This is a genomic window from Streptomyces sp. NBC_01261 (assembly GCF_036226385.1).
In the GTDB taxonomy this organism is placed as follows: Bacteria; Actinomycetota; Actinomycetes; order Streptomycetales; family Streptomycetaceae; genus Streptomyces.
This window is the reverse complement of record NZ_CP108463.1, coordinates 7,137,266-7,164,213: the sequence shown is the minus strand read 5'-3', so window position 1 is coordinate 7,164,213 and position 26,948 is coordinate 7,137,266. Positions and strand designations below refer to the sequence as shown.

Here is a 26,948-nt window from a genome sequence, read left to right as displayed (position 1 = left end):
GCGTCAGACGCCGGGAACCGCCGGTGCCGCCGGTACCGCGGGCACCGCCGGAAGCGCGGGCGTCGACGGCAACGACGGCAACGCGGGCAGACCGGGCAGGCTCGGTGCGGGCAGACCGCCGCCGAGCAGCGTGGCCGCGACCACGTTGACGAGGCCCGTCACGACACCGGTGACCGCCGGGACGACGCCGGCGACATCGCCGGAGGTGACCGCCGCGAGCAGCGTGGTGACCGCTTTCTGCAGGGACGCGAGGGCGTCACCGGCGAGGTCGGCGGGCGCCTTCGCCTTGGAGTCGTCGGCGCTCTTGAGCGAGGGCAGCGCGGGCACGGCGGGAACCGCGGGGGCGGCGGGCACGGCAGGCGCCGCGGGGACCGCCGGAACCGCCGGTGCGGCCGGCGCCGCCGCGGTGATCTTGGCGACGGCCGTGGTGATGGCGGCGCCCAGCGACTTCGCCTGGTCGGCGGAGAGCTGGCCGTTGTCGGCCTTGAGCGCCTGGTTCAACAGGTCGGTGACGGGGCCGAGTACGCTGCCGAGGTCGCCGAGGCTCTTGACCGGGGCGAGCAGTGTGTCGGCGTTCGGGACCGGCGCGCTCGACGCGGCGTGGACGTGCTTCCGCGCCGAGTCGTTGTCGGCGGCGACGGCCGCGGGGCCGGCGATCCCGATCAGGACGGTGGCACAGAGCACGGAGGACGCGACGCGCCGTGCGGGCAGACCACGCATGGGTGTTTCCTTTCGGTGGTGCTTCGGATCTTGAGCCCACCGTGAAAGCGCTCACCACCATCTGCAACCGGTCGGACGCGCCGGGTGACCGTCCGTCAGCCGTACGGTCGACGTCGTGCCTGGTGAGGGCCATGTCAAGACCGAAGCGCCGGACCGGGATCGCTACCGCCCATTCGGGGCAACACCGCCGAACGCCGACCGGCCGTCCCCCCGTGGCGACACCACGGGAGAACGGCCGGACGAAGTGATGCGCGCGGACGTCAGCCGTTGACGCAGGTGTTGCCGAAGGCCGGGTTCAGCAGGCCGATGACGTTGACGGTGTTGCCGCAGACGTTGACCGGGATGTGGACCGGAACCTGGACGACGTTGCCGGACAGCACGCCCGGGGAGTGGGCGGCCGCGCCGTGCGCGTCGCTGTCGGCGGCGGCGATGCCGGCGGTGCCCGCCATGGCGGCGGCGGCAACGGAGGTCAGGACCAGGCCCTTCGCGATACGCGACATGGAGAGGTGCTCCTTGGGGTTGAAACAAACATCCGGGCGGGGATGCCCGGCGCTGTGTCAACGCGCGGCGCCCAAAGGGGTTGTGCCGCCAATGGGGTGATCTCCCAGAAAGCCCAACTTCACCATTCCGACACACTTGTTGCGTTTCGACGGATTAATCCAGACAGCCACTACAGTTGCGCACCTCCCGAAGTACCCCTATAGCCATCACATCGCACATAGGGGCCGTACTTCCCGAAAGGGCACCTCCGGTCATGCGCAATTCCCTGGGTCCATTGCTGCGCCGGGCGTCGACGGGCGCTCTCGCCCTCGTCACGATCTGGGCCCCGGCCGCCTCCGGAGCATCCGCCCCGCCCGCCGAGGCGACGCGCGTCCCGTTCACCCAGCGCTTTTCCGCGCTCCAGCACGGCGGCATCGTCCGCGCGGCCAACACCTCCGTCAGCTGCCGTACGAACTCGGCCGCGTGCCCGGCCGTACGAAAAGGACAGGCGGCGGTCAACAGCGACTTCGACATGTTCTACGTCGACGTCGACAGCGACCCGAACACCTACAACTCCTCCCGCGCGGAGGTCCGGCTGCCCGAGGGCGCCCGGGCCACGTACGCGCGCCTGTACTGGGGCGGCAACCTCCGCGTGGGCGAGCAGAAGCCGGCCAAGGACAACGGTCGGGTACTGATCGCGGAGCCCGGCGGCGACTACAAGGCGGTGCTCGCGGACACCGTCGTCGGGCACCGGGTGGCGGGCGGCGCGGACGCGTTCCAGGCCTCGGCGGACGTCACCGAGCTGGTCCGGGCGAGTGGTTCGGGCCTCTACACCGTGGCCCAGATCAACACCGCCATGGGCAGGTCCGCGGCCGGTGCATGGGGCGGCTGGACGCTCGTCGTGGCGTACGAGAAGCCGCAGGAGCCGTTGCGCCGGCTGGAGCTGTGGGACGGCTTCGACGCGCTGGACTCCCGTACCGGCGCGGAGATCCGAATGCGCGGGGTGCGTATGCCCGCGCACGCCGGGGGACGCGCGGGCGTGGTGGCGTACGACGGGGATCGCGGCCGCACCGGGGATTCGCTCACGCTTTCGACCGGTCGTACGAACGCCACCGCGCTCGGTGACGGCGCCAACCCCCGTGACGACGTGCTGAATTCCACGATCAGCGACCCGGCGGCGGCGCCTTCGGAGCGTGCGCCCGCGTATGCGAACACGCTCGGCTACGACTCCGATGTGTTCGATCTCGGCAAGGCGCTGCGTCCCGGCGGTGACCAGCTGGCCTTCCGGCTCGTTTCCCACCGGGACGCGGCGTGGTTCGGGGCGCTCTTCGTCGCCGTCGACGCCCAGCAGTGAGGCGCGTTCCCGCCCGCAGTCCCGAGCGCCACCCGTGAGCGAGGAAACCGCGCAATGCACCAGCCAGCAACCGACACTCGGCCACGGGTCCTGCACCTCGCCCAGCCCGTGGACGCCGGGGTCGCCCGTGTCGTCATCGATCTGACGCGGGCCCAGCTCGCGTCCGGCCTGCACGTCACGGTCGCCTGCCCCGCCGGCGGCGGCCTCGCGGACGGGGTCCGGGCGCTCGGCGCCGACGTACGCCGGTGGGAGGCGACCCGGTCACCCGGCCCGGCGCTCGTCTCCGAGGTACGGCGGCTCGCCCGGGTGGTCGCGGAGGTGCGGCCCGATCTCGTGCACGCGCACAGCGCGAAGGCCGGTCTGGCCGGACGTCTTGCCGTGCGGGGGCGGATCCCGACCGTGTTCCAGCCGCACGCCTGGTCGTTCGAGGCGGTCGGCGGGGTCACCGCCACGCTCGCCGTCGGCTGGGAGCGCTGGGGCGCGCGGTGGGCCACCCGGACGGTGTGCGTGAGCGAGGCGGAGCGTACGACCGGGCTGCGGGCCGGGGTCCGGGGCCGCTGGAGCGTGATCCCCAACGGGATCGACACCGAGCGCTTCCACCCCGCGGCCGTGGACACCGTACGGGCCGGCATCGAGCAGCTCGCCGGGGTCGATCCGGCGGCACCGCTGGTGGTGTGCGTGGGGCGGCTGTGCCGACAGAAGGGGCAGGACGTCCTGCTGACGGCGTGGGACGAGGTGGTCCGGCGCGTGCCGAAGGCCCGGCTGGTGCTCGTCGGCGACGGACCCGACCGGGCCGCGTTGCGTCAACTCGCCCCGGATTCCGTGCTGTTCGCGGGTGCCGTCCCCGATGCCGTGCCCTGGTACCAGGCCGCCGACCTGGTGGTCCTGCCCTCGCGCTGGGAGGGCATGGCACTCGCCCCGCTGGAGGCGATGGCCTGCGGGCGTCCCGTCGTCGTCACGGACGTGGCCGGCGCCCGCGAGAGCCTGCCCCCCGCTCTCGTGCCGCGCTGCCTGGTCCCGGCCGAGAACCCGGCGGTGCTGGCCGGGGCCGTCGCCGAGCTGCTGCTCGACCCGCTGCTGCGCGAGTCCCTCGGCCACCAGGGACGCCGGTACGTCCAGTCCACGCACGACGTGCGGCACTCCGCCGAGGCGGTCGCGGAGGTCTATCGCGATCTCCTCAGCGGCAAACCCGTCGTGCCCACCGAGTGCAGGGAGTCCATCCACTCGTGACCGCGGAAAGCACCGTCCCCTCCCCCGGCGGACAGCCACGGGACCACGGATTCTCGAACGTCTCGGTCATCCCCCGCCGCACCGGCGGCGGTTTCCGGTTCCCGGTCCGCCGCCCGCCCGCGCGGCCGACCTCCCCGCTGCCGCTGCTCGGCGCGGATCTCACCGCCGCCCTGGTGGGCGCCCTCGCGCTCACCGGGGGTCAGCGCAGACCGCTCCTGGTGGCCCTGTTGATCGCCGGGTCGATACTGCTGCGCCCGCAGCTGCCCCGGGCCGTACCGCGCGTCCTCGACGAACTGCCCGCCGTCTGCGGCCGGATCGCCGTCGCGTGGCTCGCGCTCGGCACCCTCACCGCGGCCTACGACCCCGACCGCGCCCTCTCCCCGCGCACCCTGCTCCTGGGCTTCGCCCTTCAATCGGCGGCGAGTTGCGTGGCCCGCGGCGCGGTGCACCGACGCCGCCGCAAGGCACTCGTCAACCACCCCCGCACCGCCCTGGTGATCGGCCCGGCCGCGACCGCGCAACGCGTGGCGGCGGCGGTGCTACGGCACCCGAGGTGCGGGATCGAGCCGGTCGGCATCGTCGCCGAACACCCGGACGGCTCCGAGGGGTTGCCGGTCCTGACCACCGGCGAGGAGGTCGAGCGGGCCCTCATCCAGAACGGCGTCCGGGCCGTCCTCACCGTGCATCCCTCGGTACGGTCCGAACGCGGGCCGCTGCTGAGGGCGTTGGCGGAGTCGGGCTGCGCGGTCTGGGAGGTCGACGCCGACTCCCCGTCGTACGAGATGCGTGACCAGCTCGCCGGATTCGCCTGCCGCAGGCTGGAGTTGGGGTCGAACCACCCCGGCAGCCTCGGCAAGCGGGCCCTGGACGTGCTGGCGTCCGGCGCCCTGCTCCTCCTGGTCAGCCCCTTGCTGCTGGTGTGCGCGGTGGTCCTCCGTCTCACCGACGGGCGCGGTGTCGTCTTCCACCAGGAGCGCATCGGCAAGGACGGACGCCCTTTCACCCTGCTGAAGTTCCGCACCCACCGCCCGGTCGACGAGCACGAGGCGGCGACCCGCTGGAACATCGCGCGCGAGCCGCAGATGAGCCGCTTCTGCCGCTTCCTGCGCCAGACCTCGCTGGACGAACTGCTCCAGCTCTGGAACGTGTTCCGCGGCGACATGAGCCTGGTCGGCCCGCGCCCCGAACGCCCGTACTTCGTCGCGCAGTTCAGCCAGACCTACCCCGGTTACGCGGCCCGCCACCGGATGCAGACCGGCATCACCGGCCTCGCCCAGATCCACGGGCTGCGCGGCGACACCTCGATCGAGGACCGCTGCCGGTTCGACAACGCGTACATCGACAACTGGTCGCTGTGGCAGGACATCTGCATCCTGGCCCGCACGGTGACCGCGCTCGTACGTCCGACCGGGAGCTGAGCCGTGAACCACCGAGTCCGTATGAACGCCCCTGTCCCGCCCGTACGTCCGACGGGGAGCTGAACCGTGCTGCGCCGCGTCCGCGTGTTCGCCCCCGTCCTCCCGGTCGTCGCCGTGATCGCCCTGCTCGGCCTGCCGCTCACCCCGGGCGAGGGCGGCGCCGGTCCGGCCGACGCGGTCTCCGGTCTCGTCGTGCTGTACTGCGGCATCCGGCTCCTCCGCGACCGCAGCCGCCCGCTGACCCCAACCGCCGTAGCGGTCATGGGACTTCCGGTCCTCGGCCTGTCGATCGCCGCGATGGGCGCGTCCTCACCGGGCGCGGGCCTGAGCGGCCTCGGCCGCTACCTCCAGATCTTCGTACTGGTCCCCGCGGCAGTCGTCCTGCTGATCCGCGACCGCCGCGACTTCCGCCTCCTGGCCTGGTCGTTCGTGTCCCTCGCGCTGTGGCAGGGGGCGATCGGCGTCAAGCAGTACGTCACCGCGACCGGCGCCTCGTACCAGGGTGAGGACATCCGCGCGGTGGGCACCTTCGGCCCGACCGACGTGATGGGCATGGCGACGGTCGTCTCCTTCGGCCTGATCTGCGCGCTGGCCCTGGCCCTGGGCCGAAATGACGCACGCCGGCGGGCAGTTGCGGCAGGTTGTGCGTTCGCTCTGCTGGTGCCCCTCGCCCTTTCCTTCAGCCGAGGCGCGTGGATCGCGACGGCGGCGACCTGCGCGATCCAACTGGCCCTGGCCGGCCTGCGCCGCGCCCTGAAGGTGGCCGCGGCGGTGACGGCGGCGGGCGTGGTCCTCGTCGGCGGCTTCGGCGTCGGTACGGCGATGCTCCAGGAGCGGATCGACAGCATCACCCAAGTCACCGACGCCCCCGACCAGTCGGTGATCGACCGCTACACGATGTGGGCGGCGGCGACGGCGATGTGGCGCGAACACCCGCTGACCGGCGTCGGCTTGAAGGGCTTCCCCGAACACCGGGACGGCAACGCCTCGTTGGCCCTGTCCTCCGGCAGCGACACGGAGGGAGCAGGCGCCGCCTTCCTCAAACAACCCCTCCTCTCCCCCCACAACATGTACCTCCTGGTCCTCAGCGAACAGGGCCTCCTCGGCCTCCTCACCCTGGCAGGCGGCTGGCTGGCCCTCCTGGTCTGCGCGTTGCGCGGCCTGTTCCGCGTCCACCGCACCAAACTCCCGGGCCTGGACTGCGCGTTGGTCGCCACCGGCCTCCTGACCTGGCAACTGATCGACTTCATGTACGCGGACATCGGCGGCCCGTCAACGGTCCTGACGGCGGTGGTCTTCGGGGTGGTGGCGTGGTGGTCCCTGGTGGGCGCAACCGCGGAGGAGCAGCCGGTCCTCCAGGCTCCGGTGCGCACGACACAGCCAGAGGCCGTGCCCCAATGACGACACAGGCCAGCAGCAACCCCCCTAAGGGGCGCGGGGAACTGCGCGACCAGCCCCCACGGCGCGCAACCCGCGAGACAGCCTCAGGACCCACAACCGACGAACCCGACACCGCCCCACACCTCCCACAAGCACGCACTGCCACCCCGGCGCCCACCGGAACCCCCACCCCCGAACCCCGCGGCTTCCTGGCCAAAGCCGCGCTGATCACCGCCGTCCTCTCCATCACCGGCTCCCTCCTGGGCCTCGCCAGAGACCAGGCCCTGGCCCGCCTCTTCGGCGCCGGCAGCGAAACGGACGCCTTCCTCATCGCCTGGACGATCCCGGAATTCGCCGCCACCCTCCTGATCGAGGACGGCCTCGCCTTCGCCCTGATCCCGGCCTTCAGCATGGCCCTGGCCCGCAGGGCCCAAGGCGCCCCCGGCGACCCGGTCCGCTCCCTGGTCGCCACCACCCTCCCCCGCCTGACCCTCGCCTTCATCGCGGTATCGGCCCTGCTCATCGGCACAGCCCCCTACCTGGTCGAAGCCCTGGCCCCCGGCCTGCCGAACCCCGCCCTGGCCATCAGCTGCACCCGCCTCACCGCCACCTGCGTCCTCAGCTTCGGCCTCGCCGGCTACTGCAGCGCGGCCCTCCGGGCCCACCGCCGCTTCGTGGCCCCGGCGGCGATCTACGTGGCGTACAACATCGGCATCATCGCCGGGATGTACGCCTTCGGCGCCCACTGGGGCGTCCGCTCGGCGGCCCTCGGCGTGGCCGGCGGCGGCGTCCTGATGGTGCTGACCCAACTCCCCTCGCTGTGGCGCCAGTTGACGAGCCACAAGCCCACCACCCCGGACGCGGGCCCCGCCGAGGCCCGCCCGATGAACCTCGCCCTGATGGCCACCGTGCTGCTCTTCGCGCTGTGCCGCCAGTCCCAGGTCCTCATCGAGCGCTTCCTCGCCTCCCACCTCCCCGCCGGCGCCATCTCGCACCTGAACTACGCGCAGAAGGTCGCCCAGATGCCGATGGTGCTCTCGCTGATGCTGTGCACGGTCACCTTCCCAGTGGTCGCGCGGGCGCTGGCCGAGGGCGACACGGAGAAGGCCCGCGACCGCGTGGAGCGCGACCTCGCGCTCGCCGCCTGCCTGGTGCTGCTCGGCGCCGCCGTGGTGATCGCCTGCGCCCCGCAGATCATCCAACTCCTCTTCCAGCGCGGCGCGTTCACCGTCCACGACACCGCCGCCACGGCGGGCGTGATGCGCGTGTACGCCCTGGGACTGCTCGGCCAGACCCTGGTCGGCGTCCTGGTCCGCTCCTACTTCTCGGCGGGCCGCCCCACCTGGTACCCGGTCGGCGCGATGGCCGCCGGCATCGTCGTGACCACCTGGATCGGCGCCTGGGCGGTCGGCCCCTGGGGCGTCATCGGCATCGCCGTCGCCAACGCCACCGGCATCACCTTCACCGCCGTACTCCTGCTCTACGGATCGGGCCCGCGCAGTGTCCCGCTCCGTACCCGGCAGGTGCTGATCGAGCTGAGCCGGCCGGTGCGCGCGGCCGTGGTCGCGACGATCGCGGGGGCGTTCGTGGCCCACGCGCTGCCCTCGCCGCTGCTCGGTCTCACCGTCGGCTGCACGACCGTCACCGTCGTCTTCGTCCTGCTCGGCTGGGCCCTGGGCGCCCAGGGCTTCGCACCCGCACTGGAATCCGTACGCTCGATCACACGAAGGCTCATCCATGGCCGCTCCCGTTGATTCCCCGACCACCGGCAGACGCGTCACGGGCCCGGTCCCGTGGGTGGCGATGTACCACTCCGTGGGCGACTGCTCCGACGACCCCTATCGCATCACGGTCGCCCCCGACCGCCTTGACCAGCAGCTGAGTTGGCTGCGCAGGCGCGGACTGCGGGGCGTGTCCATGGCCGACCTGCTCGCCGCCCGCGCCCGGGGCGAGGGCCAGGGCCTGGTCGGTCTCACCTTCGACGACGGCTACGCCGACTTCGTCACCAACGCCCTTCCCCTGCTGGCCCGTCGGGACTGCGGGGCCACCCTCTTCGTCCTCCCCGGCAGGCTCGGCGGCGACAACGCCTGGGACCCACAGGGCCCACGCAAACCCCTCCTCACCGCGGACGGCATCCGCCAGGCCGCCGCCGAGGGCGTGGAGATCGGCTCGCACGGCCTGACCCACGTCGACCTGACCAAGGCGGACGACGCCACCCTGCGCGCCGAGGTCGCCGAAAGCCGTTCCCGGCTACGGGAGTTGGTCAACTCCCCGGTCGACGGCTTCTGTTACCCCTACGGCACGATCGACGCCCGCGCCATGGACGCCGTACGCGAGGCCGGTTACGCCTACGCCTGCGCCATCGACCCCGGCGACCTCAACGGCCCGCACGCGCTCCCCCGCGTGCACATCGGCCAGAACGACACCGCCGTACGCCTCTTCCTCAAGTACCGGCTGCATCGCCTGCGCCGGCGTCCGGTGGAGGGGCTCGCATGAGGGCCCTGCACATCATCACCGGGCTCGGCGTCGGCGGCGCCGAGCAGCAACTGCGGCTGCTGATCCGGCACTTGCCGGTCGACTGCGACGTCGTGACGCTCACCAACCCGGGCGCGGTCGCCGACGGCCTGACCGCCGACGGGGTCCGCGTCCTCCACCTCGGCATGACCGGCAACCGCGACCTCGCCGCCCTCCCCCGCCTGGTCAGGATCATCCGCACCGGCCGCTACGACCTCGTCCACACCCACCTCTACCGCGCCTGCGTCTACGGCCGGCTCGCCGCCCGGATCGCGGGCGTGAAGGCGGTCGTCGCCACCGAACACTCCCTGGGCGACTCGCAGATGGAGGGCCGGGGCCTCAGCACCGGGGTCCGCGCCCTGTACCTCGCCAGCGAGCGCCTGGGCCGCTCCACGGTCGCCGTCTCCCCCACGGTCGCCGAACGCCTCAAGCACTGGGGCGTACCGGGCTCGCGCATCGAGGTGGTCCCGAACGGCATCGACCTGGCCCGCTTCCGCTTCGACCCGGCGCAGCGCCTGCGCACCCGCCAGCGGCTCGGCCTGCCCGAGGGCGCGTACGTCGTCGGCGGCATCGGCCGCCTCGCCGCCGGGAAACGCTTCGACGTCCTGGTCCGCGCCCTGGCCCAACTCCCGGACGACTACTGGCTGTTGCTGGTCGGCGGCGGCACCGAGGAGAACCTCCTGCGCCGCACGGCCCACGACTACGGGGTCGCCGACCGGGTGCTGTTCACCGGCGAACGCCCCTACACACCCGACGGCTCACCGGGCCCCGACCTGCCCTCCCTCACCGCCGCGATGGACCTGCTCGCGTCGCCGTCCCCCGAGGAGGCCTTCGGCCTGGCGGTCGTAGAAGGTCTGGCGTCCGGGCTGCCCGTGCTCTACGCCTCCTGTCCCGCCATCGAGGACCTCCCCCCGCAGGCCGCGGCCGGCGCCCGGCGGGTGCAGGGCGGTCCCGAGGTCTTCGCCCGCGCGCTGGCGGCGGCCCGCGCGCAGGGCCCGCGTCCACGCACCGCACCGGACGCCGCCCACCACTACTGCATCACCCGCAGCGCCGCCCAACTCATGGACGTGTACGCGGCCGCGGTCTCCACCTCGTCGCCGTCCCCCGCACCCCAGGGAGCCAGTTCCTCATGACCGAGATCCGACAGCACCTCCCCCTCAGCCGCGCGAAAGCCCTCCCGGCCTGGTCCCTCCTCGCGGCCGGCGCCGTGACCGGCGGCCTGCTCGGCGGCGCGTACGGCATCGTCAAGACCCCGACGTACACGGCCACCAGTTACGTCATCGCCGTCCCCACCGACAAGGCCGACTCCTCGACCGCGCTCGGTTTCGCGCAGGCCTACGGCCGGGTCGCCACGCAGCTCGCGGTGCTCGGGGACGCGCAGGTGTGGGCGGGCGTGCCGGTGAAGACGCTCCAGTCGAGCGTGCAGACGGCGACCTCGCCGGACGCGCCGATGGTCGCCGTGACGGCCACCTCCTCGCGCGCAGACCTCGCCGCCGACATGGCCAACGCCGTGTCCCGCTCGCTGACCGTGCACGCGAACGACGCGAAGGCCGCGACCCACGTCGAACTCCAGACCTTCGCCCGCGCCATCAAGCCCGCCGCGCCCACCTCGGCCTCGGCCGCGGTGACCGGCCTGGTCGGCGCGAGCGCGGGCGGACTCCTCGGCGGCCTGCTGCTGCTCGTCCGGCCGCGCCGGACCACCGAGGAGACCGGCCGTCCCGCCTCCGTGCCCAGCCCGGCCACCGCGGCCGACGTGCTGTGACACCGGTGTACTCGACCGAACTCGTCACCGACGCCCAGGAGTTCGCCGAACTCGCCCCGGCCTGGGGCCGGTTGTACCAGAAGTGCGGCGCGGCGACCCCGTTCCAGTCCCACGCCTGGCTGCACTCCTGGTGGCTGTCGTACGGCCGAACGGGCCGTCTGCGTCTGCTCGTCGTCCGCGACGGCCGCGAACTCGTCGCCGCCGCACCCCTGATGCTCGTCCGCAGTCCGGTGCCCTCGCTGGTCCCGCTCGGCGGCGCGATCTCCGACTACGGGGACGTCCTGCTGGACGACGACCACGGCGACCCGGCCGTCGCCGCGCTCACCGAGGGCCTCGCGTCCGCCGCCCGCACCGCGCTGATCGACTTCCGCGAGGTGCGCCCCGGCGGCGCGGTCGAGCGCGTCTACGACCGCTGGCGCGGCCCCCGCCGCCGCGTCCACGACTCGCTGTGCCTGGAGCTGCCCGCCGTACCGATGGACGAACTGGTCGCCCGTCTCCCCTCCTCCAAGGCCCAGCGCGTCCGCGCCAAGCTCCGCAAGCTGACCGCACTCGGCGTCGAGCGTCACGTCGTACACCCGGACGGGGTGGACTCGGCGCTACGGCGGCTGCTGGAACTGCACGAACTCCAGTGGCAGGGGCGGAAGGTGACGTCCGAGCATCTCCAGACCCGGTTCTGCGAGCACCTGGTGCGCTCGGTCGGGCCGATGGTGCGCTCCGGGGACGCCGTCGTCACCGAGTTCCGGCTCGACGAGGACGTGGTCGCCGTGGATCTGACGCTGTTGTCGCGGCGGCTCGCGGGCGGCTATCTCTACGGCGCGCATCCGCGGCTGCGGGAGCGGAAGGCGGATGTGGCGGTGATGCTGCTCGACGCGTGCGCCGAGCACACCGGTGCCGACGGGCCCCGCACGCTCAGCCTGCTGCGCGGGGACGAGCCGTACAAGCACCACTGGCGGCCCGAACCGGTCGTCAACCAGCGGCTGTTGCTGGCCCGGCGGCGTACGGCGCCGCTGATGGGGGCGGTCGTCTGCGATGTCGCCGCGCGCCGGCGGGGCAAGGTGCTGGTGCGGAAGTGGAAGGAACGCGGTGGCGACGGACCGTGAGCGGCCCGCCGCCACCTCTGGTTCAGCGGTCGCGCTGCCACCAGTCGAACTTCACGCACAGCTTCCCGCCGAGCCAGTACTCCACCCAGTCGCCCAGCTCGACCGGCGAGCAGTTGGCCGGGTGGGTCGGGGTGGGCGGTGTGGTGGGTGCGGTCGGCTTGGTCGGCTCCGGAGTGACCGGGGCCGTGGGCGTCACGGGTGTCGTGGGTGTCGTAGGCGCGGTCGGGGTCGTGGTCGGGTCCTCGGTGCGGCCGAACAGGACCGAGCGATAGACCTGGGACGACTTCGGGTTCTCGGAGCACTGCCACACACCGTGCGGGCAGTAGTCGGTCACCGTGTTGTACAGCGGCTTGTGCTCGTCCATCCAGGCGAGCATGCGCTTCATGTACTCCGCGTTGTCGCCGTTACGGAAGAGTCCCCATTCAGGATAGGAAATGGGCTTGCCGTGAGATTTGGCGAAGTCCACATGTGCCTGAAGTCCGTAGGGCTCTTTCACCTGTTCGTCGAACGTCAGCCCGGAAGGCTGGTCGTACGAGTCCATTCCGACGATGTCGACCGTGTCGTCCCCCGGATAGCACTGCGTCCAGGGAACGGCGTCCCGGCCACGGGTCGGATCGAAGTCGAACCGGAATTTCTGTCCCGGCACCGAGCGCATCGTGGTGACGATCCTGTTCCAGTACTTCTTCCAGGCCTCCGGGTCCGGCCCGCAACGAGAGGTGTACGTGGTGCCGTTCATCTCCCAGCCGAGCACGATCACCGTGTCCGGCACCTTCAGGTCGACCAGCCGCTCGGCGAGGGCCTTGAAGTGCTGATCGAACTGCCCGGCCGCGCCCTGCTGGAGCAGCTGCCGCACCTGCCAGTCGGACACACCGTCCTCGTTGTGCTCCTGCATGGGCACGTTGAGGACGAGCATCCGGTCGGACTTCTCGGTACGCCAGTCCGCCCAGACGTCGAGGAGACCGGGGGCGCCCTCGATGTCGCTCCAGTGATTGCCGGGCAGGTAGGTGTGCCCGACGCGCAGTTCGGCACCGCCCAGCCAACTGCTGAGCGCCGCCATCCGGGCCACACCCCGGGCCCCGGAGTCGAGGAAGGCCCCGAACGCGGGGGCCTGCTTCGGCTCGGGGGTCTGCCTCGGCTCCGGGGTCTTGGTGGGTTCTACGACAGCCGGGGTGGTCGCGGGAGCAGGCGGATCGGTGACCCGCGTCACCCCCGCCGCGAACCCGGGACCCGACGCGAAAGCCGCCGACGCGGCGACCGTAGCCGCGATGAAGGCCAGCCGGGCGGTTCGGGACCGTCGCTGCTGTGGGGCCATGCCTGCTCCTCTCTCCACTCTCGTACTCCGTGCCGACTTTGCTTTTCCTTCTACTGACACTCAGTCATATGAATATGAATTACGCCACCGCCGTTACGGCTTCCGAGTTCCTCTATCGCCCGCACGGGTGAACCGACCGAAGGAAACAGTCCGTGTCGCTGCTCGACATCCGTGTCCCCGCAGTTCTGTTGCGGATCGACCGGAATCCCTTTCACCACGGAACGCTGGGTGCCGTGCGTTCGCTGGGCCGGGCGGGAGTGGAGGTGCATGTGGTCGCCGATTCCGCCGGAAGTCCCGTACGCAGCTCCCGCTTTGTCTGCCAGATGCATCCCCCGCCGGCACCCGGCGCGTCTCCCGGCGACATCGCCGGCACGCTCCGCCGGGTCGCGGCGCGGATCGCGCGTCCCGCCGTACTGATCCCGATGGACGACGCGAGTGCCGTCGCGGTCGGCCGTCTGGGCGATGAACTCGCGCCCTCCTTTCTGCTGCCGCAGCAGCCCGGCGCGCTGTCCGAACGGGTCGCGGACAAGGCCGAACTGGCCGCCGTGTGCGCGGGCGCGGACATCCCGCACCCGGTGACGCTGATCCCGGAGAGCCCGGCGCAGGCGGCGAGCGCCGCCTGGCAGCTGGGGCTGCCGGTGGTCGCGAAGTGGAGCCGGCCCTGGCTGGTGCCGGCCGGGACCGGGCTGCGCAGCACGGTGGTGGTGCACAGCGCGCAGGAGGCGCGCGAGCTGTTCCTGCGCGCCGACGAGGCGGGCAGCCGACTGCTGTTGCAGGCGTTCCTGCCGTCCGGGCCCGACCGCGACTGGTTCTTCCACGGGTACGCCGACCGGTCCGGTGCCGTGCGCGGCGGCGGCTCCGGCCGCAAGCAACGGGCCTGGCCGCGTGGCGCGGGGCTGACGGCGGTGGGCCGCTGGACGCCCAACCCGCAGGTGCGGGCGCTGGCCGAGCGGCTCACCGCCTCGCTCGGCTACCGGGGCATCTTCGACCTGGACTTCCGCCGCTGCGGCTCGACCGGCCGCTATCACCTCCTCGACTTCAACCCGCGGCCCGGCGCCCAGTTCCGGCTCTTCGCCGATTCCGCGGGCCTGGACGTCGTCCGCGCCCTGCACCTGGATCTGACCCACCGTCCGCTGCCGGACGGGGCGCCGCGGCCGGGGCGGACGTTCGTGGTGGAGAACTACGCGCCGCTCAGCGCGCTGCGCCCGGTGCTCGGCGGACGCGAGCTGGCCTGGCACGCGCCGGACGACCCGGGGCCGGGCCGCGCGATGTGGGGGCTGTGGGGCCTGCATGTGCTGCGCAAGGTGCGGGAGCGGCTGGGCGGGCCGCCCCCGGCGGTGCGTACGGCTGAGGTGCGGGTGGTCCGGCAGGCGGGCGAGAGTCACCCCAACGGGCCCGTCGAACCGGCCGAGTTGACCAAGTTGACCGAGTTGAGCGACGACGAGAAAGCGAGCAGCTGCTGATGTACGACCTGCTGGTGGTGGGCGCGGGCCCGTACGGCCTGTCCATCGCGTCCCACGCCGCGGCCGCGGGGCTGAACCTGCGCGTCTTCGGCCGGCCGATGGCGTCCTGGCGCGACCACATGCCCCGGGGCATGTTCCTCAAGTCGGAGCCCTGGGCCTCCAACCTGTCGGACCCTGAGGGCCGTTGGCCGCTCGACGTGTACTGCGCGGGCCAGGGCGTGGAGGCCCGGCACGGGGAGCCGATCCCGGTCGAGATGTTCGCCTCGTACGGCCTGTGGTTCGCGCGCAACGCCGTTCCGGAGGTGGACGAGCGGACGGTGGAGCGGATCGCGCCGGTGCCGGGCGGCTTCGAGGCGGTGACCGACGACGGCACGGTGCTGCACGCGCGGACCGTCGCCCTCGCGGTCGGCGTCATGCCGTTCGTCGAAATCCCTTCCGCGCTAAGGGGGTTGGGCCGGACCCTCGTCTCGCACAGCAGCCACCACAGCACGCTGGACGACTTCCGCGGCAAGGACGTCACGGTGATCGGCGGCGGCCAGGCGGCACTGGAGACGGCGGCCCTGCTCGCCGAACAGGGCACGCGGGTAAGGGTGTTGGCACGTGCCGACGAGCTCTTCTGGAACGACGTGCCGCCCGCGTGGGAGCGCCCGTGGTGGCAGTCGGCCCGCTCCCCGCACAGCGGCCTGGGCCCCGGCTGGCGCAACTGGTTCTACTCCGAGCGCCCCGACCTCTTCCGCCGTCTCCCGGAGTCGACCCGGGCCAGGATCGCGGCCAACGCCCTTGGTCCGGCGGGCGCTTGGTGGGTTCGGGACCGGGTCGAACCGGCGGTGGAGGTACTCCTCGGCCACGAGGTCGCGGCGGCCGACGTGGTGCCGGGCGGGGTCCGCCTGGAGACGGTGAGCCGGGCGGGCGGTACGCGGGTCCTGGACACCGAACACGTCATCGCGGCAACGGGGTTCAAGGCGACGACCAACCGACTCGGGCTGCTCTCCAGCGAGTTGAGGGGTTCCCTGGCCGCGGTGGGCGACGGTTCCCCCGAGGTCGGCCGGGACTTCGAGTCCTCGCACCCGGGCCTCTTCATGGCGGGCCTGGTGACGGCCTCGGGCTTCGGCCCGGCGATGCGCTTCGTGCACGGCGCCACGTACACGGCGGGCGCGCTGGTGCGGGGAGTCGAACGCCGGCTGCGCTCGGAGCCGCGCGGCGGCATGATCCCGGCACCGGGACGACGGAGCACCCCGGCCTTCGTACGGCGCTGACGGCGAGGGCGGCGCAGGTGTGCCGGGCGGTGACGTCCGGCACCCCGTGCGTATTACCTACGGGACGCGGCTCGGCCTCGTCGGTAGAGGATCATGCCACCCGCGATCAACGCGGCACTGGCACCGGACGTGGCCAGCATGGCCTCACTGCCGGTGTGCGCCAGAACGGGCGGCGGGGTGTGCTCCCCACCGCTGGGCGGAGGCGTGTGGTTGCCGCCCGCGGGGGGAGGCGTGTCGTTGCCACCGCTGGGAGGCGGCGGGGTGTGGTGCTCGCCGCTGGGAGGCGGCGGGGTGTGATGCCCACCCGTGGGCGGCGGGGTGTGATGCCCACCGGCCGGAGGCGGCGTGTGGTGCCCGCCTGTAGGAGGGGGCGGAGTGTGGTGCCCGCCCGTGGGGGGAGGCGGCGTGTGGTGCCCACCCGTAGGAGGGGGCGGGGTGTGATGTCCGCCGGTCGGAGGCGGGGTGTGGTGGTGCCCACCCGAAGGGGGCGGCGTGTGGTGATGCCCACCCGAAGGGGGCGGCGTGTGGTGGTGGCCACCCGTCGGAGGCGGCGTGTGGTGGTGGCCGCCGGTCGGAGGCGGAGGCGTCTCCTCGCAGTCGTCCGGAGTGCCGTGGCCCGAGTCACCGGAGCCGTAGCCCGAATCGCCGGAGCCGTAGCCGGAGTGGTCGCCGGAGCCGTACCCGGAGTCGTCTCCGTAGCCATGACCGTGACCGTAGCCGTGGCCGGAGTAGTGACCGCGGCCATAACCGGAGCCGTAGCCATAGTCATCACCCGAGTCGTCGTCGGAATCCCCGTACGACGGCTCGGTCCACCGGTCGTGGCCGACGTGCTCTCCACCATGCCGGTGCTCGCCCTTGCCGCCAACGCATCCGTTGCCGAACGTCGGGTTGAGCCCGGACACCCCGTCGGCGGTGTTGCCACAGGCGTTGACCGGTACGTCGACCGGGACCTGGAGGCTGTTGCCGGACAGGACGCCCGGCGAATCCTTGGCAGCGCCGCCGGTGTACGAATCGGCCAGGGCGGGGCTGCCGCACAGGGACAGAATGCTCGTCGCGGCGGCCGCCGCGACCATTCCCTTACCCAGGGTCTGTCGCAATCTCGTTGTCTTCCTGCTTGAAGTGGGAAAAGCCGGCCTTGGAAACCTGTCCAAGGCCGGCCATGACACAGCCGGAACGGCTGGTGCGTTACGTCGTCAGTCGTTGACGCACGTGTTGCCGAACGCCGGGTTCAGCAGGCCGATCACGTCGATCGAGTTGCCGCACACGTTGACGGGGATGTGCACGGGAACCTGGACCACGTTGCCCGAGAGGACACCCGGCGAACCGACAGCGGCACCCTCGGCACCCGCGTCGGCGAAGGCCGGGGCGGCCATACCGAGAGCCATGATCGCACCAGCGACAACAGCAGCACTCTTCTTCATGAACGTTCCCTTCTCTGCGGTCATGCCCACCATGACCTGCAGCCTGTAAAACGAGGGATAGACGCAGGAAGAAACTCAAGAACGCGTGTCACCTGACAATTCACTCGATCGTCCGCACCGAATTGACGCGATGGCCGCACGGATGCAGGAACGGTTCTCTTCAAGGGAAGTCAGGAAGAGGACGGCTATGCGAAACGGCCGGGGCGGCCCCCACGGAGATTTCCGTACGGGCCGCCCCGGCCGCTCTATTGACGGACGGTCAGCTGCCGATGGCGCCGTTGCCCGACAGGACCGGGATGTTGTCCGCGAGGTGCGACAGCGGCTCGTCACCCTTGGCCTGGGTGGAGTTCTCGGCGCACTGCTGGTTCTGCGGGGCCGAGAGGACCGGCACGTCCTGGAGGACGGTGACCGGCACCAGTACGCCCACGATCGAGGCCGCGTTGGCCTTGACCGGCACGCCGAGGCACAGCTTGTTCAGGGCGCCCTGGGCGACCGAGAGCTGGGGGCTCATGTCGCCGGTCGTCTTGGCGTTGCCATAGGCCTGCTCGGCACCGTTCCCGTTGACCGTGGTGACGCCGTTGTCGTTGCCGATGGCCAGCGCCTGCGGGGCGGCCGTCGCCGAGACGCCGACGACGGAAGCCGCGACAGCCGTCGCAGCCATTGCCTTCTTGAGCATTTCTGCGGTCCTTTCCTGGCAGAGACACAATTCCTGCTCCCCCATCAACAGAGGTCGGCCGGATTGGTTGCGTGGCTTCACCCGGTTGGATTCATCTGGGCCATTGGAGTGAATCGGAGCAACCATGCGGCCCGGCGCCAGTTGTTCAGGTCGCTCCGGTGGACGGGGTTACTCCAGAAGGGACCACGCAAGTGATCAAGAAGGTTATGGCTGCTGCGGCTGTCGCCGCTTCCGTCGTCGGAGCCTCGGCTGCCGTCGCCGCCCCGGCGATGGCGATCGGTAACGACAACGGCGTCACCACGGCGAACGGCAACGGCGCCGAGCAGGTCTACGGCAACCAGGCCACGTACGGCAACATGAGCCCCCAGATGGCGCTCATCCAGGGCTCGCTGAACAAGCCCTGCATCGGCCTGCCGGCCAAGGCGAACCTCGCCTCGCTGGTCGGCCTCGTGCCGGTCACCGTCGCCCAGGACGTGCCGATCCTCTCCGCGCCGCAGAACCAGCAGTGCACCGAGAACTCGACCCAGGCGAAGGGCGACGAGCCGCTGTCGCACATCCTGGACAACATCCCGGTCCTGTCGGGCAACGGCTCCGCGGGCAGCTGACCTCGCGGACGTGCACAGCGGGCCGCCGATCTCTCGGCGGCCCGTTGGCTTGCCTCGCCGGGACGCGCGGAAGGCGGCCGAGGAGTTCGGGAAGCTGCGCGCGGCCCGTCCGCTGGTCCCCCCGCGGACAGCAACCTCTGCCGAGCGACCCGCCGCGGATCATCCAGCGCGTCCCCGGGCGGGGAAGCCACCTTGCTTACACGCGAGCCGACTTATTGCTCCATACGGGGCAAAGGCCGCAACCAAACCAGTCGTCACTCAGTTGATCATTGCGCGGCTCCGCAACGGGAGTCCGTCCTCCGAAAGGGTTTGAACATGAAGAAGCTGTGGGCGACCGCGGCTGTTGCCGCCTCCCTCGCCGGTGCCACCGCCGCTGTCGCCACCCCGGCGATGGCGATCGGCAACGACGACGGTGTCACCACCACCCAGGGCAACGGCGCCGTGCAGAAGTACGGCAACCAGGAGACCAAGGGCGACATGAGCCCCCAGCTCTCCCTCGTTCAGGGCAGCCTGAACAAGCCCTGTGTCGGCCTGCCCGCCAAGGTCAACGCCGCCTCGCTGGTCGGCCTCGTGCCGGTCACCGTTCTGCAGGACGTGCCGGTCCTCTCGGCCCCGCAGAACCAGCAGTGCACCGAGAACTCCACCCAGGCCAAGGGCGACGAGCCGCTGTCGCACATCCTGGACAACATCCCGGTCCTGTCCGGCAACGGCGCCGTGGGCAGCTGACCTCAGCACCACGCACCACGAGAAGCGGGCCGCCGAGCACTTCGGCGGCCCGCTTCTCGCTATGTCCGTCTCGGTTTCGCGTACAGGGCCTCGATGTCCTCCGCGTACGCCGCCGTCACCACGTGCCGTTTGAGTTTCAGGGACGGGGTGAGGAGGCCGTTGTCCTCGGTGAACTCGCCCTCGATCAGGGCGAAGGCGCGGATGGACTCGGCGCGGGAGACGGCCTCGTTGGCGTGGTCGACGGCCTTCTGGACGTCGGCGCGCAGGCGGGGGTCCTCGACGAGGTCGGCGAGCGGGGTGTCGGCCGGGAGTCCACGGACCGCGAGCCAGTGGGCGAGGGCCTCGGGGTCGAGGGTGATCAGGGCGGCGACGTAGGGGCGGTTGTCGCCGACGACCAGGCACTGGCCGACCGGGGCGCGGCTGCGCAGGCGGTCCTCCAGGACGGCCGGGGAGACGTTCTTGCCGCCGTTGGTGACGAGGATGTCCTTCTTGCGGCCGGTGATGGTGAGGTAGCCGTCCTCGTCGAGGGCGCCGAGGTCGCCGGTCGCGAACCAGTCGTCCCGTAGTACGGCGTCGGTGGCCGCCGGGTTGTTCCAGTACGCGCCGAAGACGACCCCGCCCTTGATGAGCACCTCGCCGTCGTCGGCGATGCGGATCGTGGTGCCGGGCACCGGGAGGCCGACCGTGCCGGGGCGGGGCCGCAGGGGCGGGACGACGGTGGCGGCGGCGGTCGTCTCGGTGAGGCCGTAGCCCTCGTAGACGATGATTCCGGCGGCGGAGAAGAAGAGGTTGAGGTCGCGGTCGAGCGGGGAACCGCCGCTGATCGCGTACCGCAGGCGACCGCCGAGTTCCTTGCGGATACGGCGGTACACCAGCAGGTCGTAGAGGGCCCACGCGGCGTAGAGGGCGGGGCCGGGGCCCTTGCCGGTGCCGAGGAACTTGTTGAGGTAGGCCTCGCCGAAGCGGACGGCGACGCGGTCGGCGCGGTCGAAGGAGGCGGCGCGGCCCATCTTCTCGGCGGTCGCGCGGCCGGCGTCGTGGATCTTCTCGAAGAGGTACGGCACGCCGACGAGGAACGTGGGCCTGAACTCCTTGAGCGCCGGGCGGAGTTCGTCGGGCTTGATGCTCGGGCAGTGGCCGGTCTCGATGCGGGCCATCAGGCAGGCGATCTGGAGGGTGCGGCCCATGATGTGCGCGAGCGGGAGGAAGAGCAGCGTCGAGGCGACCTGGCCGGTGACCTCCGTGAAGAGGGGGTGCAGCAGCTCGACCATGTTGGCCGCCTCGGCGTGCAGGTTCGCGTGGGTGAGGACGCAGCCCTTGGGGCGGCCGGTGGTGCCGGAGGTGTAGCAGATCGTCGCGATCGTGTCCGGGGTGAGGGACGCGCGGCGCTTGGCGATCTCGTCGTCGGGCAACTCCTCGCCCAGGGCGGCGAGTTCGGCCATGGCTCCAGCTTCCAGCTGCCAGACGCGCGGGGGTTGGGGGTGGCGGGCCGTGCCGGTGGTGACCGTGTCGGTGTTCTCGGCGGTCTCCGTGACGACGAAACGGGTGCCCGAGTCCCTGACGATCCACTCCACCTGGTCCGCCGACGAGGTCGCGTAGATCGGTACCGTCTGGCCGCCGGCCGCCCAGATCGCGAAGTCGAGGACCGTCCACTCGTAGCGGGTGCGGGACATGACCGCGACCCGGCCGCCCGGTTCGAGGCCCGCGGCTGCCAACCCCTTCGCGATGGCGGTGACTTCGCGGGCGAAGGCGGTCGCGGTGACGGGGTGCCAGGCGCCGGCCCGTTCGCGGCGGAGGACCACGGTGTCGGGGGCCTCCGCCGCGTTGGCGAACGGAAGGTCGGCGGTACTTCCGGTCGTCGGGCGCGCGGCGAGCGGCAGCGTGCCCGCCTCCCGTACGACGCCCCGCTCGTCCCGGGTGAGGTGGACCCGGGTGCGGGCCGCCAGGTCGGTGCGTTGCCGCGCCCGCTTCAGGTCCTTGCGTACGCCCATGACGGCTCCCGGTCGACGGTGACTGGGACGTCAACCTACTCGCAAGTAGGGGAAGGTCAATGGGGTCTGTGCGGTTCCGGTGGGTTCAGTCGATTCGGCGGGCCTCGTTGATCGCCTCCGCGAGTTGCCGTACGTCCTTGTCTTCCGTTTTCTTCGCCAACGTGTGGGCTCGGGTGGCGAGTTGACCGAGGCCGGGGTTGCCGGGCAGGGTGCCCGCGCTGTCCTCGGGCGAGCGGAGGGTGTCGGCGAAGTAGGCGGCCACGGCGGTGACTTGGAAGGTGTTCGGGGCGCTGCTCAGGGAGTCGTGCAGGGCGTCGGTCTCCAGTTGGCCCGATTCCTCGTGCGGGGCACGGGTGTTGGGGTCGAGCCAGCGGACGCTCGCGGTGGCGAGGTGGCCGTCGGCACCGGGCCTGGTGCGGACGGCGTAGAGGGCGGTCACGGTGTGGCCGGGGCCGATCTCGCCGCCGTCGACGTTGTCGTCGCGGAAGTCGTCGTCGGCGACCTTGCGGTCCTCGTAGCCGATGAGCCGGAACTGCGCGACCGTCTCGGGGTCGAAGGCGACCTGGGCCTTGGCGTCACGGGCCGTGAGATCGATGTTCTGCGGGAGTTGGTCGACGAAGACCTTGCGGGCGTCCGCGTCGTTCGAGACGTACGCGGTGTGGCCGTCGCCCTTGTCGGCGAGTTTCTCCATCAGGGCGTCGCCGTAGTCGCTGCCGACGCCGACGCCGAAGAGGGTGATGCCGTGGTCGCGGCGTTCGTCCGCGATGCGGTCGAGGATCGAATCGGCGTTGGTGTCACCGGTGTTGGCGAGGCCGTCGGAGATGAGGACGACGCGGTTGGTGGCGCCCTTGCGCAGGCCCTCGGTGGCGGTGGCGTAGCCGGTCTCGACGCCCGCACCGAGGTTGGTCGAGGACTGGGTCTCCAACTCGTCTATGGCGTCGTGGACTTGGCCGCGGTGGCCGTCGAGGCGGGTCATCGGGAGGACGGTCTCGGCCTCGTCGCTGAAGGTGACGAGCGCGACCGAGTCGTCGTCGCGCAGTCGGTCGGTCATGTCGTCGAGGGATTTCTTCGCGAGGTCCAGGCGGCCCGTCTCGCTCATCGAGCCGGAGACATCGATGACGAACGTCAGTGCGGCGGGCGGGCGTTCGTCGCTGGAGTCGGCGGTGCGGGTGGCGAGGCCCACGCGGACGAGGGACCAGTCGCTGATGTCGGTGCGGGCGCCGTCGACGGTGACCGTGAAGCCGTTGCCGTCGGGGCGGTCGTAGTCCTGGCGGAAGCTGTTGACGAACTCCTCGGGGCGGATCGTGGACGGGTCGGGGCGTCGGCCGTCGGCGAGGACGCGGCGGGCGTAGCCGTAGGACGCGGTGTCCACGTCGAGGGCGAAGGTGGAGAGATAGTCGGGGGACGGGGCGACCTTGTCGGCGGGGGTGCCGGTCTGCTCGCCGTCCTGTTCGCTGCTGTTGTCACCACCGGAGGCGACGGGTGGGGCCGGTGCCGGGAAGCCGGACCGGTTCGCCGCGCCCGAGTTGCCGGAGTTGCTGCCGCCGCCCTCGCCGCAGCCCGTGAGCAGCAGGCCGCCCGCGGCGGTGAGGGCGAGCAGGGTGGTGCGCACGCGCCGGGTGCGGCGGCGTGACCACTCCCCCGGCAGCTCGCCCGGTCGTGTTCGGTTGGTCTCCATCTCCCGTGCCCCCTCGGTCCGTTGACGTCGACTTCTTGCGACTGTGACGGCGGAGGGGGCGGGAATGTGCGCTACGGGGCGTTGCGGAAGCGTCTCGAAGGGGTCGCGATCAAGGCCCGTCGAGACCGGTCGGAGATCCTCCGGTGACCTACGAAACGATGTCCTTGCGGGCGAAACCCCGGAAGGCCAGGGCGAACAGCACGATGGCGTACGTAACGGAGACCGCCGTGCCCTGGATCATGCCGGACCACTCCGGATGGGGCTGTACGGCGTCCGCCCACGCGAACTGCCAGTGCGCGGGCAGGAAGTCGCGCCAGTGGCCGAGGGCCGTGACGGCGTCCAGGACGTTGCCGACGATGGTCAGGCCGACCGCGCCGCCGACCGCGCCCAGGGGTGCGTCGGTCTTCGTCGACAGCCAGAACGCGAGCCCGGCGGTGACCAGTTGGGACACGAAGATGAACGCCACGACGACCAGCAGGCGTTGGGCCGCCGTGCCCGCGCCGATCGCGCCGCCGGTGGGCAGCTCCAGCGGGCCCCAGCCGTAGGCGGCGGTGCCGACGGCGAGGGCGACGAGCGGGAGCAGGATCATCGCCGCGAGGCTGAGGCTCAGGCCGACGACCAGCTTGGACCACAGGAGGCGGGCCCTGGGCACGGGTGCCGCGAGCAGATAGCGCAGGGAGGACCAGCTGGCCTCCGAGGCGACCGTGTCCCCGCAGAACAGGGCGACCGGGACGACCAGGAGGAAGCCCGCCGACACGAACAGGTTCACCGCGGCGAAGTTGGCGCCGGACGAGGTCGCCGTGTCCATCAGCGTCAGCTGGGAGCCGCGGTCGCCCGGGGTGCCGCCGATCGCGAAGGCGGCGACCAGGATGAAGGGCAGCGCGGCGAGGATGCCGCCCATGACCAGCGTGCGGCGCCGCTTCAACTGCCGGACCAGCTCCACCCGTAGGGGCAGGGTGCGGCCGGCCCGGTAGCCGGAGGCCACCTCGACGGGCTCGGCGAGCGTGCTCACGCGGAACCTCCGATCAGGGTGAGGAAGGCGTCTTCGAGCCGGCGGTGCGGGCCGACCGAGGAGACGGGGACTTCGAGTCGTACGAGTTCTACGAGGAGGCGGGCCGCGGTGGGCGAGCCGTGGGTGGGAGGTGAGGGGGGCAGGGATGTCGGTGCGTCGAGTGCGGTGTCGGAAGCCTCGGCTACGGCGACGCCAGGCGTCGGTGCGGGAGCCGCACCGACGGGTGAACTCGCCTCTCCTGTGGGGGAGTTGACGGACACCAACTCGTCACCCGGCGCCAGCCGCACCAGCAGGCCGCCCTCCGCGCGGGCCACCGACTCCACGTCCGGGAGGGCGGCGATCTTCTCCATCAGGGGGTCGGAGATGTCGGCGGCGAGGCCGACCAGGAGGGTGTCTCCGGAGCCGACGATCTCGGCGACCGGGCCCGCCTGGACGAGGCGGCCGCGGTCCATGACCACGAGGTGGGTGCAGGTCTGTTCGACCTCGGCGAGGAGGTGGCTGGAGACGATGACCGTGCGGCCGGCCTCCGCGTAGCGGATCATCACCTCGCGCATCTCGCGGATCTGGGGCGGGTCGAGGCCGTTGGTCGGTTCGTCGAGGATGAGGAGGTCGGGAAGGCCGAGCATGGCCTGCGCGATGGCTAGGCGCTGGCGCATGCCCTGGGAGTAGGTGCGGACCGCGCGGGCGAGCGCGTCGCCGAGGCCCGCGATCTCCAGGGCCTCCTCCAAGTGGGCGTCCTCGGGCGGGCGTCCGGTCGCCTGCCAGTACAGCTCCAGGTTCTCGCGCCCGGAGAGGTGCGGGAGGAAGCCCGCGCCCTCGACGAACGCGCCGACCCTGGACAGCACCGGTGCGCCCGGGCGGATCGCGTGACCGAAGACCCTGATCTCGCCGGCGTCCGGCTTGATCAGGCCCATCAGCATGCGCAGGGTGGTCGTCTTGCCCGCGCCGTTCGGACCCAGGAGGCCGAGCACCTGGCCCTTCTCGACGCGGAAGGACAGGTCCCGTACCGCGTACCGGTCCGCCGACTTCGCGTACCGCTTGCTCAAGTCGGTGATCTGGAGCGGGACTTCGGCCAGTTCGGGGGCGGGGGGTGTCGATGCCGCACGCCTGCGGCCGGTCAGGAGCAGGGCCGCGGCGATCGCCGCGCCCGCGAGCGGGAACCACCACACCCAGGACGGGAGGGTCGCCGCCGCGGTCGTGACGCCGGGGGCCGTCGGTACCTTGAGGTCGCTCTTCAGGGTGACGGTGTACGTCGCCGGGGCCGCCGGGGAGGCGTAGCCGAGGTCCGTCGAGGCGAGGACCAGGCGCAGGTGGTGGCCGCTCTGGACGTCGTGGTCGATGGCCGGGAGGGTGATCGTGACGTCCTTGCCGGCCTTGGTGCCATCGACCCTGAGGGGGGTCACCAGCTGGGAGGGGAGCACCTGTTGGGTGCCACCCGGGCCCACGTCGTAGACCTTGCCGAAGAGGACGGTGTCGTCGCTGGTCGACGTGACGTGGACGGTGACCGTGGGCGAGCCGGTGATGCGGAGGCTCTTGGTGACGGGGGCCGAGTCGAACGCCGCGTACTGGCCGGGGAAGTCGAGGGACACCCCGATGCCCAGGGAGGACAGTTGCGAGAGGCCGCCCGTGCTGCCGAGGCCGGGGAGGGCCGAGATGGCGGGTGGGCTGGCGCCGGCCGGGTTGGTGAAGGACTGCTCGCGGCGGCCGGTCAGGGCGATCGTGCGCGGGTCGCTCTCCAGGCCGGGGTACGCGCTGCCGCTCGCGCCGCGCAGCAGGGCGGCGCCGTCCGTGGAGTCGACGCCTCCGGTGCGGGTGACGCGGAACGCGGGGCCGGTGTCGGTGTTCTTGTCGTCCTTCAGGTACCGGTCGAACCAGGACGTCACGCGTGCCTGGACGCGGCTCGTCTCCATGTCGCCGCCGTCGTGACCGCCCGCGATCCAGTCGACGTCGACGGGGGCGCCGTTGGCGCGGATCGCCTTCTCGGCGGCGTCGGCCTGGCCGAGCGGGAAGAGGGAGTCGGTCTGGCCCTGGACCAGGAGGGTCGGCACGTTGATGTGCGTGGCCACGGCCGACGGTGAACGGGCTTCGAGGAGTGCGCGGGCCTGGGCGTCCGGCTTTCCGGACTCGGCGACCCGGTCGTACATCTGGCACAGCGCGGGCTCGAACTTGGCGCAGCCGCCGCCGGAGTTGATGAAGATGCCGGCCCAGAGCTTCTTGAAGACGCCGTTCGGGAACAGGGCGTCCGCGAGGTTCCAGTACGTGATCGCCGGGGCGATCGCGTCGACCCGGTCGTCGTAGCCGGCGGCGAGGAGGGAGATGGCTCCTCCGTAGGAACCGCCTGCCATGCCCACGCGCGGGTCGCCCGGTTTGTCGAGCTGGACATCCGGTCGCTCCGCCAGCCAGTCGATCAGCTTCGACACGTCCTTGACCTCGCCGGACGGGTCGTTCAGGCCGATCTTGCCGGTGGACTTGCCGAAGCCGCGGGCTGACCAGGTCAGTACCGCGTAGCCGTCTTCGGCCAGGTCCTGGGCTTCTTTGCGTACGTCGGTCTTGCTGCCGCCGAAGCCGTGGGCAAGGAGGACGGCGGGGCGGCGGGCTGATCCGCCCGTCGTGAAGTACGAGGTGTCCAGGGTGACGCCGTCGATCGCCATCATGCGGTCTGTCTGGTGGACCGGGGGTGTGGTGTCCGAGGCTGCGGCCGTCCAGGTGCCGGCGGCGGCGAGCACGACGACGGCCGCGGTGGCTGCCAGCCAGCGCCGGGGGTGTCGTAGTCGTCGTAGGCCTTGCAGCCCGGGCAGTCGAAGATCCATGCGTTCAACGGTACGGGGCGTCTCTGACAGTTGGGGCAGA

General features: G+C 71.8%; 23 protein-coding genes. 13 read left to right on the top strand and 10 right to left on the bottom strand.

Annotated features, from left to right (window positions below; all coding sequences use genetic code 11):
- Positions 1–3: 3 nt before the first annotated feature.
- Together OG226_RS31895 and chpG are read right to left on the bottom strand one after the other, a co-directional pair.
- Positions 4–720 carry a hypothetical protein gene (locus tag OG226_RS31895; RefSeq protein ID WP_328683265.1) on the bottom strand — a complete coding sequence of 239 codons (717 nt, stop codon included), beginning with the start codon at positions 718–720 and terminating at the stop codon, positions 4–6.
- A gap of 260 nt (positions 721–980) precedes the next feature.
- Positions 981–1,220, bottom strand: a complete 240-nt coding sequence (gene chpG, locus OG226_RS31890) for a chaplin ChpG (protein WP_266768802.1) — start codon at positions 1,218–1,220, stop codon at positions 981–983.
- A 254-nt stretch (positions 1,221–1,474) separates the two neighbouring features.
- Here chpG and OG226_RS31885 point away from each other — a divergent pair, with 254 nt between their 5' ends.
- The 9 genes from OG226_RS31885 to OG226_RS31845 all read left to right on the top strand — a co-directional run bounded on the left by OG226_RS31885 (position 1,475) and on the right by OG226_RS31845 (position 11,958).
- Positions 1,475–2,554 carry a DUF3344 domain-containing protein gene (locus OG226_RS31885; protein ID WP_329350836.1) on the top strand — a complete coding sequence of 360 codons (1,080 nt, stop codon included), beginning with the start codon at positions 1,475–1,477 and terminating at the stop codon, positions 2,552–2,554.
- A gap of 54 nt (positions 2,555–2,608) precedes the next feature.
- Positions 2,609–3,784 carry a glycosyltransferase gene (locus tag OG226_RS31880; protein ID WP_329350835.1) on the top strand — a complete coding sequence of 392 codons (1,176 nt, stop codon included), beginning with the start codon at positions 2,609–2,611 and terminating at the stop codon, positions 3,782–3,784.
- On the top strand, positions 3,781–5,202 hold the full coding sequence (locus tag OG226_RS31875; RefSeq protein WP_329350834.1) for an exopolysaccharide biosynthesis polyprenyl glycosylphosphotransferase: 1,422 nt from the start codon (positions 3,781–3,783) through the stop codon (positions 5,200–5,202). The genes OG226_RS31880 and OG226_RS31875 overlap by 4 nt, the downstream gene beginning before the upstream one ends.
- Positions 5,203–5,268: 66 nt before the next feature.
- A complete protein-coding gene (locus OG226_RS31870; protein WP_329350833.1) occupies positions 5,269–6,603 on the top strand; it encodes an O-antigen ligase family protein in 1,335 nt (444 codons plus the stop codon).
- Positions 6,600–8,336 (top strand): murein biosynthesis integral membrane protein MurJ, encoded by a 1,737-nt coding sequence (gene murJ, locus OG226_RS31865; protein WP_329350832.1) that lies wholly within the window; start codon positions 6,600–6,602, stop codon positions 8,334–8,336. Before OG226_RS31870 ends, murJ begins: the two co-directional genes overlap by 4 nt.
- Positions 8,320–9,078 carry a polysaccharide deacetylase family protein gene (locus OG226_RS31860; protein WP_329350831.1) on the top strand — a complete coding sequence of 253 codons (759 nt, stop codon included), beginning with the start codon at positions 8,320–8,322 and terminating at the stop codon, positions 9,076–9,078. Before murJ ends, OG226_RS31860 begins: the two co-directional genes overlap by 17 nt.
- A complete protein-coding gene (locus tag OG226_RS31855) occupies positions 9,075–10,229 on the top strand; it encodes a glycosyltransferase (protein WP_328683258.1) in 1,155 nt (384 codons plus the stop codon). Before OG226_RS31860 ends, OG226_RS31855 begins: the two co-directional genes overlap by 4 nt.
- Complete coding sequence (locus OG226_RS31850; protein WP_328683257.1) at positions 10,226–10,858, top strand: lipopolysaccharide biosynthesis protein; 633 nt, start codon at positions 10,226–10,228, stop codon at positions 10,856–10,858. The genes OG226_RS31855 and OG226_RS31850 overlap by 4 nt, the downstream gene beginning before the upstream one ends.
- A complete protein-coding gene (locus OG226_RS31845) occupies positions 10,855–11,958 on the top strand; it encodes a GNAT family N-acetyltransferase (protein WP_328683256.1) in 1,104 nt (367 codons plus the stop codon). The genes OG226_RS31850 and OG226_RS31845 overlap by 4 nt, the downstream gene beginning before the upstream one ends.
- A 22-nt stretch (positions 11,959–11,980) precedes the next feature.
- On the opposite strand, the gene OG226_RS31840 is transcribed toward OG226_RS31845, so the two are convergent.
- On the bottom strand, positions 11,981–13,270 hold the full coding sequence (locus OG226_RS31840; protein WP_329350830.1) for a glycoside hydrolase family 26 protein: 1,290 nt from the start codon (positions 13,268–13,270) through the stop codon (positions 11,981–11,983).
- A gap of 152 nt (positions 13,271–13,422) precedes the next feature.
- Between OG226_RS31840 and OG226_RS31835 the strand changes: the two genes are divergently transcribed.
- Positions 13,423–14,733 (top strand): carboxylate--amine ligase, encoded by a 1,311-nt coding sequence (locus tag OG226_RS31835; protein ID WP_329350829.1) that lies wholly within the window; start codon positions 13,423–13,425, stop codon positions 14,731–14,733.
- Entirely contained in the window at positions 14,733–15,989 is a 1,257-nt protein-coding gene (locus OG226_RS31830) for an NAD(P)-binding domain-containing protein (protein WP_329350828.1), read from the top strand. The genes OG226_RS31835 and OG226_RS31830 overlap by 1 nt, the downstream gene beginning before the upstream one ends.
- Positions 15,990–16,042: 53 nt before the next feature.
- On the opposite strand, the gene OG226_RS31825 is transcribed toward OG226_RS31830, so the two are convergent.
- The 3 genes from OG226_RS31825 to OG226_RS31815 form a co-directional block, all read right to left on the bottom strand.
- On the bottom strand, positions 16,043–17,086 hold the full coding sequence (locus OG226_RS31825) for a chaplin family protein (protein ID WP_329350827.1): 1,044 nt from the start codon (positions 17,084–17,086) through the stop codon (positions 16,043–16,045).
- Positions 17,087–17,182: 96 nt separating this feature from the next.
- The gene (chpD, locus tag OG226_RS31820) at positions 17,183–17,410 is read right to left on the bottom strand and encodes a chaplin ChpD (protein ID WP_033284615.1); all 228 of its coding nucleotides are present in this window, start codon (positions 17,408–17,410) and stop codon (positions 17,183–17,185) included.
- Between the two features lie 259 nt (positions 17,411–17,669).
- Positions 17,670–18,086 (bottom strand): rodlin, encoded by a 417-nt coding sequence (locus OG226_RS31815; RefSeq protein ID WP_328683252.1) that lies wholly within the window; start codon positions 18,084–18,086, stop codon positions 17,670–17,672.
- A gap of 191 nt (positions 18,087–18,277) precedes the next feature.
- Here OG226_RS31815 and OG226_RS31810 point away from each other — a divergent pair, with 191 nt between their 5' ends.
- Both OG226_RS31810 and OG226_RS31805 read left to right on the top strand, forming a co-directional pair.
- A complete protein-coding gene (locus OG226_RS31810) occupies positions 18,278–18,691 on the top strand; it encodes a rodlin (protein WP_328683251.1) in 414 nt (137 codons plus the stop codon).
- A 315-nt stretch (positions 18,692–19,006) separates the two neighbouring features.
- Entirely contained in the window at positions 19,007–19,417 is a 411-nt protein-coding gene (locus OG226_RS31805; protein WP_328683250.1) for a rodlin, read from the top strand.
- Between the two features lie 59 nt (positions 19,418–19,476).
- Here the strand turns inward: OG226_RS31805 and OG226_RS31800 are convergent, their stop codons facing one another.
- The 4 genes from OG226_RS31800 to OG226_RS31785 all read right to left on the bottom strand — a co-directional run bounded on the left by OG226_RS31800 (position 19,477) and on the right by OG226_RS31785 (position 26,908).
- Positions 19,477–21,408, bottom strand: coding sequence for an AMP-dependent synthetase/ligase (locus OG226_RS31800; RefSeq protein WP_329350826.1), 1,932 nt, complete (start codon positions 21,406–21,408; stop codon positions 19,477–19,479).
- A gap of 85 nt (positions 21,409–21,493) precedes the next feature.
- Positions 21,494–23,086 (bottom strand): vWA domain-containing protein, encoded by a 1,593-nt coding sequence (locus OG226_RS31795; RefSeq protein WP_329350825.1) that lies wholly within the window; start codon positions 23,084–23,086, stop codon positions 21,494–21,496.
- A gap of 148 nt (positions 23,087–23,234) precedes the next feature.
- Positions 23,235–24,098, bottom strand: a complete 864-nt coding sequence (locus OG226_RS31790; protein ID WP_328683247.1) for an ABC transporter permease — start codon at positions 24,096–24,098, stop codon at positions 23,235–23,237.
- Positions 24,095–26,908 carry an alpha/beta fold hydrolase gene (locus tag OG226_RS31785; protein ID WP_329350824.1) on the bottom strand — a complete coding sequence of 938 codons (2,814 nt, stop codon included), beginning with the start codon at positions 26,906–26,908 and terminating at the stop codon, positions 24,095–24,097. Before OG226_RS31785 ends, OG226_RS31790 begins: the two co-directional genes overlap by 4 nt.
- Positions 26,909–26,948: the final 40 nt, after the last annotated feature.

What these genes read in the sequence shown, in the direction of transcription:
- OG226_RS31815 (WP_328683252.1), bottom strand. Translation starts at nt 18,086, where the DNA reads ATGCTCAAGAAGGCAATGGCTGCGACGGCTGTCGCGGCTTCCGTCGTC.
- chpG (WP_266768802.1), bottom strand. Translation starts at nt 1,220, where the DNA reads ATGTCGCGTATCGCGAAGGGCCTGGTCCTGACCTCCGTTGCCGCCGCC.
- OG226_RS31860 (WP_329350831.1), top strand. Translation starts at nt 8,320, where the DNA reads ATGGCCGCTCCCGTTGATTCCCCGACCACCGGCAGACGCGTCACGGGC.
- OG226_RS31785 (WP_329350824.1), bottom strand. Translation starts at nt 26,908, where the DNA reads ATGGATCTTCGACTGCCCGGGCTGCAAGGCCTACGACGACTACGACAC.
- OG226_RS31805 (WP_328683250.1), top strand. Translation starts at nt 19,007, where the DNA reads ATGAAGAAGCTGTGGGCGACCGCGGCTGTTGCCGCCTCCCTCGCCGGT.
- OG226_RS31880 (WP_329350835.1), top strand. Translation starts at nt 2,609, where the DNA reads ATGCACCAGCCAGCAACCGACACTCGGCCACGGGTCCTGCACCTCGCC.
- OG226_RS31895 (WP_328683265.1), bottom strand. Translation starts at nt 720, where the DNA reads ATGCGTGGTCTGCCCGCACGGCGCGTCGCGTCCTCCGTGCTCTGTGCC.
- OG226_RS31800 (WP_329350826.1), bottom strand. Translation starts at nt 21,408, where the DNA reads ATGGGCGTACGCAAGGACCTGAAGCGGGCGCGGCAACGCACCGACCTG.
- murJ (WP_329350832.1), top strand. Translation starts at nt 6,600, where the DNA reads ATGACGACACAGGCCAGCAGCAACCCCCCTAAGGGGCGCGGGGAACTG.
- OG226_RS31855 (WP_328683258.1), top strand. Translation starts at nt 9,075, where the DNA reads ATGAGGGCCCTGCACATCATCACCGGGCTCGGCGTCGGCGGCGCCGAG.
- chpD (WP_033284615.1), bottom strand. Translation starts at nt 17,410, where the DNA reads ATGAAGAAGAGTGCTGCTGTTGTCGCTGGTGCGATCATGGCTCTCGGT.
- OG226_RS31850 (WP_328683257.1), top strand. Translation starts at nt 10,226, where the DNA reads ATGACCGAGATCCGACAGCACCTCCCCCTCAGCCGCGCGAAAGCCCTC.
- OG226_RS31840 (WP_329350830.1), bottom strand. Translation starts at nt 13,270, where the DNA reads ATGGCCCCACAGCAGCGACGGTCCCGAACCGCCCGGCTGGCCTTCATC.
- OG226_RS31830 (WP_329350828.1), top strand. Translation starts at nt 14,733, where the DNA reads ATGTACGACCTGCTGGTGGTGGGCGCGGGCCCGTACGGCCTGTCCATC.
- OG226_RS31795 (WP_329350825.1), bottom strand. Translation starts at nt 23,086, where the DNA reads ATGGAGACCAACCGAACACGACCGGGCGAGCTGCCGGGGGAGTGGTCA.
- OG226_RS31885 (WP_329350836.1), top strand. Translation starts at nt 1,475, where the DNA reads ATGCGCAATTCCCTGGGTCCATTGCTGCGCCGGGCGTCGACGGGCGCT.